At 58.5% G+C, this 6635-nt stretch carries 3 protein-coding genes; 1 reads left to right on the top strand and 2 read right to left on the bottom strand.

Features of this window, described 5'->3' with window-relative positions:
* Nucleotides 1-82: 82 nt before the first annotated feature.
* Together DM374_RS31880 and DM374_RS31875 are read right to left on the bottom strand one after the other, a co-directional pair.
* Complete coding sequence (locus tag DM374_RS31880) at nucleotides 83-3388, bottom strand: hypothetical protein (RefSeq protein WP_110973460.1); 3306 nt, start codon at nucleotides 3386-3388, stop codon at nucleotides 83-85.
* Nucleotides 3389-3464: 76 nt separating this feature from the next.
* Entirely contained in the window at nucleotides 3465-5846 is a 2382-nt protein-coding gene (locus DM374_RS31875; RefSeq protein ID WP_110973459.1) for a hypothetical protein, read from the bottom strand.
* Between the two features lie 229 nt (nucleotides 5847-6075).
* Between DM374_RS31875 and DM374_RS31870 the strand changes: the two genes are divergently transcribed.
* Complete coding sequence (locus DM374_RS31870; RefSeq protein WP_110973458.1) at nucleotides 6076-6594, top strand: hypothetical protein; 519 nt, start codon at nucleotides 6076-6078, stop codon at nucleotides 6592-6594.
* Nucleotides 6595-6635 lie beyond the last annotated feature (41 nt).

The following is a 6635-nucleotide window of genomic DNA, read 5'->3' as shown; positions in this document are numbered from 1 at the left end:
TACAAGAAACTCCATGCAGAGCAATCATCACACCGTGACCCCGGCCAGCGGGGCCGGGGTCACGGCTATCGAGGCAAGCAGGTCAGAGCACGGTGATGCGCAACTCGTTGCGATTGGTCGGTGCACGGAAATTGACCTGGAGACGGTGCTGATTGCCGTACTGATCGAGGATCCGCAGCTTCACCGGCCGGCCATAGGTCGTTTCGCAGGCCAAGTCGAAGCGCCAGTATTGGCTGCGATGCAGGCTGACCAATAACGCTCCCTCCGGACATTCCTCGCCCGGCACCACCCCGGGCTCGGGCTTGACCGCGTCGGGGATGTGGTCATACAGACCAGTGTCGAAATGCAACGCGGTATCACCGCGCAAGGCGTAGCCGGTGTAGCTGACCACGTCTTCCTCGAACTGCCGGCTCTCCCACTGCACCATGCCGCTGCGCTCTTCGAACTCGATATGGCGGAAGTGGATGTTTTCGCCGTTGTGGGTCAGTTGCAGGATGTAATAGTCGACGGTGTCCAGGTGGTAGTCGTTGTCCTCCTCACCAATGACTCGCGTCGCCTCGAACTTGTAGCTGGTAGTGTCGAATTTCGGTGGCTGCACTGGAATCGGCTCGAGGGCGAACGGTGCTTCGTTGCCTTCTTTGTTGGAATAGAACGGCATCAGGTCATCGCGCGTCAGCATGGCGGCGATGGTCGTCTTCGAACCCGCGCGGGTCTGCACATAGAGGGTTCTGATCCGGGAGTCCACATCATCAGTGCGGTCACGACCGCCAGGATGAAACAGATAATCATTGTGCGACTCGTTGTAAGCCCAACCACCGCCCACCGGCACACCCTCGCTATCAACCCGAGGCAAAGGCACCTTGGTGTTCGCATCGATCAGCACGATGCTGTTCAACTCAGCGTCCGACAGCTCCACGGGAACCAAATCGACATCCTTCGGCGCGGCTAAAATCTCCACCTCGACCTGCTGCTGGCCGTTGGCGAACAGTTGCAGCGAAGACCGCGCCTTGAGCTCGAACTTACTCAGCTCTTCCCAGCGCGCTTCGCTGGCGTATTCCGACTGATAGATGATGCTGTAGCCGTAGTAGTAGTTGATGTGATCCTCCGCTTTGGCCTGCACCACGCTGTAAGGCAGGGTGATCCTGGCCGGCGCTGTGAAGACGCCAGTCTTGGGATCGACTGTGCCCTCCCCGGCACTGACCGACCAGCTAATGAGGTCGGAAGGCAAGTCTTCATTGGCCAGCCGCACCCGCGTCGAGGCACCCGGCGGCAGACCGCGGTGGAAGGTCGGGGCCAGCGCCAGCGAGAAGTTCGATTTCAGCAACAAGACGGTCGCCACGACCTTCGCGCCGTTCGAGGCGTCCTCGGCCTCGATATGGGCCGCAGCCACCGGCTGCTCAATGCTGGCCGGCGGCGTGTAAGTCGCTTGATTGCCGTTAGCCTGCAATGAGCCGCCACCGCTGCGCAGTGTCCACTTGATGGTTCCGCCGTCGAGGGTCGAGGCCTTCAGCGTGACCGGCTTGGGCCGTCGCAGGTCGACCGTGGCCATCGCCGGGGTCACCACCAGCGCTTCGGCCACGACCACCACCAGCGCCGAGGCGCTGAGGGTGTTGCTGCCGTCCTCGAGGGTGGCTGTGACCACATTGCGCACCGCCTGGCCGACCATGCGATCGCGCGGCGGTGCGGTGAAGACACCGCTCTGGTTGATGTCGCCCAGGGCACGGCTGCCGTCGATACTGCGCACCGACCAGGTGAGCTTGCCGGCCTTGCCCTTGAGTTGCTGTTCGAGCACCGCGAACTGTTTGGTGGTGCCGGCCAGGACATGCACGATGGAAGGCTCAAGCTTGAATGCGGTGTGCTTCGGATTGATGTGCCCGAACAGCGCTACGTCGCCGGGCACTGCGGCGTGGGTCAGCAGCAGTGCATTCTGTTCAGGAAACAGCAGGTGGTTGATGGCGAACAGGTCGAGTTCGGGCAGGCGGATCGCCTGGAGCTGATCGTGCATGCTATCGATCCGGCCTTTGAGAGTCGTCTCGAACGTAGCCTTGAAGGTGTCGAGGAGCTTGATATCGCCGCTGGTTTTCTCCACCTCGACCGACCTGGAACCACCAGGCGCCGAAACGAAGGTCACGACACTGGTGTCCGGATCGACACTGGCCTTCAGGAAGAACTCCAGGTTGTGGGTAAAACGGACATTGGCGTCCTCTTTCCTTTCATCGTCCATCAACTCTTTGCGGGTGAAGTGGAAGGAAAAGTTCTTCACCCCTTTCCAGGCAAACCTGAGCAACCCGCCGGGCATCACCGACACATCGAACGGCACGGAGCCTGGTGCGCTGCTGGCGAAATCGAAGGTCAGATCCCCATGGCTCGACGCGCTCTGGTGGGAGCCGCCACCACCATGCGAGACCTCGATTTTGTCCACCGTCCAGCTACCCGCCCGCGCCTTCAGTCCACGCGCCAGGTCATTGCTTTCCGAAGTGCGCAGCAGCGACAGACCGTTGCCGATATGGCGCTCCAGGTAACCCTGGATGAACCAGTCGAATACCGCACGGCTGGCCAGGATCAAAGAGCCGGAATACAGCAGCTTGCCTGAGCCAGCCTCGCGGTCGTCGGGGATCAGGTAGGGAAAATCACTGTCGTCATCCGGGGTGTTGCCGTCGATGAGGTTCTCGCGGGTACGCACGAACAGCACCACCGCGCCTTCGCCATAGCTGTCAGAACCTGCGACCTTCGCCCCCGGCGCGGCCTGGGTCCGCACCTCGAAGTTGCGTGGCGCCAGTTTATCGTCCGGGTCGAAATCCAGCATGCCCAACACATAGCGGCGGGCGCTGGCGGGTTGGCGCTTGAACAGCGCATGGAAAAACTCACCCAGCGCCTCTTGCCCCAGTGGCTTGTCCACCAGGTTGCAACGGAACTCATAGCCCTCGGCGAGATCGAGAACCACCTCGCCCTTCCGTCCCACGGAGCCGATCACCGCTTCCAGGTCCACGTCCATCACCAGGGTGAACAGATGCTGTTCGGTGATCGCGTAGCTGGAGGTGATTCGCTCCGGCTCGTTGTGTTCGTTCAACTTGTAGGCCACCATGCCGGAGACGATGTCCATCGTCAGGTGGGCACGGGAGTCACTCAGCGAGGCGGTTTCGAACGACAGCCGCGGCTGGCTGAGCAGCAGCCCGGTCAGTTCCAGCACCTCAAAGCCATCGCTGGTCAGCGGCACGTTGCCGTGGATGCGTTTGAGGAAACTGTTCTGGTTGAACTGCGAGATATACTGCTGCTCCAGCAGTTGATTGACTTTGGGCCGGCTCATGGTGACAACGGCGTCCCAGCCACGGGTAACAGATTTGCCTTGCATCGATTGCAGCAGGCCATTGAGGGATTGATCAGACATTTCATTTCATCCTGTCGGTGTCAAAGCACCGTCGCCGTTCAAGCAACGGCGGCGGCCATGGTGTGAAGCAGGTCGTTCAAGGATGGGCTGGCGGGAACCCTATAGCGCGCGCCCGGATCGAGTCACTGACCCGGCGGGAAATGTCGGCGTAGGTCGACAATGGCAATGGCAACACGATGAATCCGGAGTGATCTTCAAAATCTGACGGGACCACTATGGAGACAACGGCGAAGCCTTTGGCATTGGCCGGCTCCGTGAATACGCCAGCCGAACTGAGGGTGCCTCCCCCGCTGACCAGTAGCTCGCAAATGGCGTTAGCCGGCGGATTGATCGGGCCATTTTTGCCCTCCACCTGCAGTTGCACCTTTCCCGTCTCCGGTTTGCTATCCGCGCTGATAGTGACCTGTGTGTTGATCTTGGTGTTCAGTACCAGCAGTAGCGCCTCGACCGTCTCGTTTGCGGCCGCGTTCTTGACCTGAACCGCCTCGATGTACATCCCCTTGCGGGTGGGGCTTCTGGGCCCAGCGGTATACACGCATTCAGCGCCCGCGGTTGTGCTGAGCTCGCCGCCCAGCGTCGGGTCTTTCAGGGACCACGCTGGATTGCCGCCATCCATGATCCCGGCCGTCAGCGTAACCTTGCCTTCTGTGCCACACACCTTGAAGGTGGGCGACACGCTGATGGAGCTTTCCATCACCGAAACCAGGGCCGAGGCGGTAACATCCTGGCCATTGAGCTTGCCTTTGCCGGTCACCCTCACCGTCCGGTATCCCTCCTTCAGGGAACTGGCGGCAGGTGCCTTGTACACGCCGCTGGCATCGATAGTGCCGACATCGGTTTCCTCAAGTTCGCCCTCCACACTCCAAGTAGCACCACTGACTGCCGGCTGGAGGGTGAATTTCTGCGTGCCTCCCGGCATGAGGTTCACTTGCAGCGGAGATATTGCGACCGAGGTACGCAGCGGATCGATATGGCCGAACAATGCAAGGTCACCAGGGACAAATCCCTCGCGCAGTCGCAGGGCGTTTTGTCCGGGGAACAACAAGTTGCGAATCAGGAACGTATCGACCTCGGGCAGAGCCATGCTAGACAACTGCGCGTACATGTCGTCGAGCAAGCGAGTAACGGATCCCAACATATCGTCTTTGAAGGTGTAGTAGAGATCGATGTCGCCTTTCGCCTTCTCCACCGTTACCGTTGAGGAAACAGCGGACGCCGGAACAAAGGTCACAACACCCGTGGCCTGGTCGATACTGGCCTTCAGGAAGAACTCCATGCTGTGGGTGAAGTGGACAAGCGAATCTTCTTCCTCTGGATCCCAGCCCATGTCCTGGCGGACGAAATTGAACATGAAGGATTTCGCCTGCTTCCACGTGACCCTGAGTAGTCCGCCGGCTGCCACAGTAAACGTGAGCGGCTCATCGCGGCTAAAATCGAAGACCAGCTCCTCATGGCTTTCCGCACTAAGGAAAGGATTGCTCTGTTTCACGAGGGACATTTTCCCTAGCGTCCAGCTACCCGCTGTGGCACTCAGCGCTATCGCCTTATCGCTGCTATCGGTGCTGGGCATCAGGCTGATGCCTTTGCCAATTTCTGACTCGATGTGCGGCTTGAACAGATTGATTGCCAGCACCTTACTGGCGAGCAACACAGTACCGGAGTACTCCTGACCATTTTTGTCCGCGGGGATCAGGTATTTGAAGCCCGAGTTTGCCCCAGGGTAATTACCACCGGTGCCACCCTTGAGCCGAACGAATAACAGCACCGCTCCATCGCCGTAGTTATCTGCAGACAACAGTGTCGCGCCCGGCGCCGGCATGGTGCGAATTTCAAAGGTTTCCGGCGTCAGCGGACCATTCAGGTCGCCGACCAGCTCGCCCAGTGGAAAGACTTTCTGGTCGTCGTCCAGTTCTTCGAACAGAAGCTTGAAGCGGGCCCCCACCATTTCCTGGGACAAATCACCCAACACGAAATTGGCCTTGAACACTTCGCCCTCTGCGATGTTCAGCACTACCTGGCCGACATCGCCGACGGTGCCGCTTAGCCGTTTCAGATCTATTTCCATGGTCAATTGCGGCCCCCCCACGGGCAGCACTTTCAGGATCCTGTCGATTCGCGGTATTCCGCCGGCGATGTTCAACACAGTCATGATCGTCCCGCCCAAGAAGTCCATGGTCAGGGTGGCGTTGGAGTCTTCCAGATCGGCATTGGGGAAGGCCAAACGGGGCACGCTCAACTTCAAGTTGGTTAGGTATTCCGTGGAATACTCTCCGGACTCCATTTTTTGATTTATCAGCGGCAGATAACTGTTGGAACCAAACCGTAATATATAGCCCTGAACCAACAGCCGGTTGGCTCTGAGCTGATCATAGGCGACGATGGCGCCCCACCCGAGGGTCCTGGAATTGTCCAACATCCAGGCCAACAGCTCATCGACACTGTAGTAATTACTGTCCATCGTCGCTCTCCTTGTTTCCGTGCTTTCTGTACATCAGCTCAGGGCTGGAACTTCCAAACCGCAGTCATGTGAATACGCTCACCACACTACGCCACTCCCCAAGGGCCGCCTACTGACAAAAATGCTAGGTTCGCAGCCTTTGTCGCGGTGCTACCGTAGTTGCGAACACGGTCATCCGGCTTCGTCACTAACTCGTGAAATTCCTTTAAAAACAACGGAGTAACCCCCCATGCAAGTCATCCGAAAATTACCCACACCGTCGCGCTGCCTTAGTGCACTCTTGCTGCTTCTGACAATCGCCGCAGCACTGCCAGCCCATACCGAGGCGCGCAGCAATGGAACACTGGAACTTTATAAAGGAGGCCCACAAGACGGTATACCTGGAGGCCTGTCGTGTTCTATCGAACTTGAAACGGGAGAAAACAACTTCCAGGACATGGAGACCTGCGAAAACGACGCCATTTATTTCTTCAAATTACTCAATGCGCCTTCCGCGACCGTTATTTCATTTCATGACACGCCGGACTGCAACGACAAGAGCGACCAAAACTTTTACTTCTTTCTAAAGACGGTAAAAAACAACCTGTCGTTCGACAGCCCACTCAAACTCGATATTGCCGCAGCGACCCCCGTTGGCACGGTCGTGGCCGGCTCAGGCGGGGTACGGATGGAGAACAAAATGATCAAAGGGCAAATCGACGGAAAACTGTCGTGCGTCAAGATCAAACGCTCCGAAGTTCCCAAATGATCGAGCATTACCCGCCCTCTGATACTTGAAGGAACGCCACC

This window comes from Pseudomonas huaxiensis, assembly GCF_003231275.1.
In the GTDB taxonomy this organism is placed as follows: domain Bacteria; phylum Pseudomonadota; class Gammaproteobacteria; order Pseudomonadales; family Pseudomonadaceae; genus Aquipseudomonas; species Aquipseudomonas huaxiensis.
Note: the sequence above shows the minus strand (reverse complement) of the source record. Positions and strands in the feature narration are given on the sequence as shown.